Origin of the sequence: Streptomyces sp. SID14478, assembly GCF_010548525.1 — a bacterium.
In the GTDB taxonomy this organism is placed as follows: Bacteria; Actinomycetota; Actinomycetes; order Streptomycetales; family Streptomycetaceae; genus Streptomyces.
Window position 1 is genome coordinate 1 of sequence record NZ_JAAGMG010001048.1, and the last position, 2,731, is coordinate 2,731.

The 2,731-nt window shown below is 72.6% G+C and carries 3 protein-coding genes and 1 pseudogene; 3 read left to right on the top strand and 1 reads right to left on the bottom strand.

Going from position 1 to position 2,731, the window contains the following annotated elements; all coding sequences use genetic code 11:
- Positions 1-144: pseudogene (locus tag G3I40_RS47600) on the top strand (LysE family translocator); the annotation flags it as partial.
- A gap of 277 nt (positions 145-421) precedes the next feature.
- On the opposite strand, the gene G3I40_RS33845 reads toward G3I40_RS47600, so the two are convergent.
- On the bottom strand, positions 422-1,174 hold the full coding sequence (locus tag G3I40_RS33845; protein WP_239092105.1) for an MgtC/SapB family protein: 753 nt from the start codon (positions 1,172-1,174) through the stop codon (positions 422-424).
- A gap of 109 nt (positions 1,175-1,283) precedes the next feature.
- Between G3I40_RS33845 and G3I40_RS33850 the strand changes: the two genes are divergently transcribed.
- Both G3I40_RS33850 and G3I40_RS33855 read left to right on the top strand, forming a co-directional pair.
- A complete protein-coding gene (locus G3I40_RS33850) occupies positions 1,284-1,541 on the top strand; it encodes a hypothetical protein (RefSeq protein WP_164558665.1) in 258 nt (85 codons plus the stop codon).
- Positions 1,542-1,705: 164 nt separating this feature from the next.
- Positions 1,706-2,731 (top strand): cytochrome P450 (locus G3I40_RS33855; RefSeq protein WP_343245105.1); only part of this gene is annotated, 1,026 nt, incomplete at its 3' end.

Here is a 2,731-nt window from a genome sequence, read left to right on the forward strand (position 1 = left end):
GGAGCTGCTGAGGCGCCGCACGCCGCGGCCGACGCGCCGAGCGGCGGCCGTGCGGTGCGCGCCGGATTCGTGGTCGGCGTCACCAACCCGAAGAGCATCGTCTTCCTGACCGCGATGCTGCCGCAGTTCGTCGACCGCGACGCGGACAGCAGCAGGGACATCGCGCAGAAGGCGGCCAGATGGCGGGGATCAATCATGGACGGATCATCAGGTGCGCCCGCGGGCGCCGCCAGAGGGACCCTCGTCCTAGGTCTCGGGGCCGGACGCGCCGTCAGACCTCCTCGCCCGCCGCCGCGTGGCGACGCACCGCGCGCCGCGCCACGTACCGCTCCTGGCGACGGGCGGTCCTCACGAAGCCCTGCCACTCCTTGATGCAGCCCCACGCGCGGTGGCAGACCGTCCGGGGCGAGCGGACTTCCGACTATTCGTCCGCCGCCGACTCCGCCGACCCCAAGGACGCCACGTCCAGCACCCCGTGCAGCTCGGAGAGCACGGCGACCAGCGCGGGGACGTCGGCGCCTCCCTCCAGCTCCAGCCGGACGGCAAGCGTGCCGGGACGTTCGGGTCGCTGCTCCCACTCGGCGCGGTCGGCACGCACCTCGACGACGCGAAAGCCCCGGCTCGTGCACTCCTCCAGGACGCGGGTCAGGACACTGCTGCCGACGCGGTAGGCGAGGTGCAGACCCGAGCGTCGTTCTCCGGCGAGTGCCGGTACGCGCTGGGTCAGCCAGGGGTAGCCGCGCACGACGAGGAAGTGACAGGCGGTCGCGGCGAGCGCGAGCAGCGGCAGGCCCCCACCGCAGGCCATCCCTATGGCGCAGGTCAGCCAGATCGTCGCGGCGGTCGTTAGGCCACGGACCGCGTCGCGGCGCACGAAGATCAGCCCGCCGCCGATGAACCCGATCCCGGAGACGATCTGCGCGGCGACCCGCGAGGGGTCGAACGACACGCCCTCCAGGCCGAGCACGGAGTTGAACCCGTGCTGCGACACCTCCATGAACAAGGCGCTGCCCACGCCGACGAGGGTGTGCGTGCGCAGCCCCGCGCTCTTCTGCTGGACGGCGCGCTCGGCGCCGATCAGCGTGGACAGGACCAGCGCGATCCCCAATTCGGCCAGCTGACGCAGGCCTTGCCCCGCGTCGGGGTCGAACAGGGAAGCTGCGAACGGTGACAACGGCGGATCCTCCTTGCGTTCCTGCCCCGGCGCACGACCCAGGGCTCCCACGAGGCTAGCCCCGCCCCATTGGAGAGGGATTGTCAGACCCGTGCGCAAGAGTGGAGACATGAACGGGACCAGGAACCTCGACGTACATGGCCGACACACCAAGAGCCACGAACTGGCGGCGGCGCAAGCATGTCTGCGGCTGCTGCACACGACGCGCGCGGCGCTCTCCACCGCTGAGCCACCGGCGACCGCCTCCGTCCTCGCCGTGCCCCTCGCGGAGGCCGACGAGGCACTGCTGCGCGCGGGCCTCGCGGGCAACGAGGCGTGGTTGCTGAATCGGATCTACGACCTGGGCCTCGGGCCGCAGGCGCCGTAGGATCCGAGGACCGCCGCAGTTCGGGGGAGTTGACGGGCGGTCCGGGCCGGGCGCTCCCCCGATCTCATCACCCGATCGGTCAGGAGCCTCCGTTGACCCCGTTCGCCGACGCCCCCGATGCCGCCGATGCCGCGGACACTCCCGATGCCTCCGCGGCGCACCGCATCGATCCCGCGGGCGGCTGTCCGCACCTGCGCAACGCCCGGCTCCTCGAGCGTGGCGCCGTCGCCTCCGTCGTGCTGCCCGGTGACGTGCCGGGCATGGTCGTCCTCGGCCATGACGCGCTCAAGGAGTTCCTCGCCCACCCGGATGTCGCCAAGGACGCCCGGCACTTCACGGCCCTGGCCGAGGGGCGGATACCGGCAGGCTGGCCGCTGCGCACGTTCGCGACGGTGCGCGGGATGACCACGGCCGACGGCGACGACCACCGGCGGCTGCGGTCGCTGGTCAGCCGCGCGTTCACGGCGCGCCGGGTGGCGCAGCTGCGGCCCCGCGTCGAGCGCCTCGTCGACGAACTGCTCGACGGCCTCGCCGTACGGGCCGCCGCCGACGGGGTGGTCGAGCTGCGCGCCCATTTCGCGCTGCCGCTGCCCATGCGGGTGATCTGTGAACTGTTCGGCGTCGACGAGCAGTTCAGGGACCGTCTGCATCATCTGTCGAGCCGGGTCGTCGCCACGGACACGACACCGCAGGAGGCCATCGCCGCCAACCAGGAGATGGTGGCGGTGCTCGCCCAGGTCGTCGCCACGCGGGCGAAGGACCCGGGGGACGATCTGACCAGCGCCCTCATCGCGGCGCGCGAGGAGGACGGCGACCGACTCGACCAGGAGGAGCTGATCGGCACGCTCATCCTGTTCGTGATCGCCGGGCACGAGACGACACTGAACCTGATCACGAACGCGGTACGGGCGCTGTGCGGGCACCCCGGCCAACTCGCCCTGGTGCGCTCCGGGTCGGCCACGTGGTCGGACGTCGTGGAGGAGACACTGCGCTGGGACAGCCCGGTGAGCTACTTCCCGTTCCGCTACCCGACCCGGGACCTCACGGTCGACGGCACCGTGATCCCCCGCGGCACGCCGGTGCTCGCCGGGTACTCGGGCGCGGGCCGCGATCCGGCCGCGCACGGCCCGGACGCCGACCGCTTCGACGTCACCCGGCCGGGCCGCGGCCGGCATCTCTCGCTGGGGCAC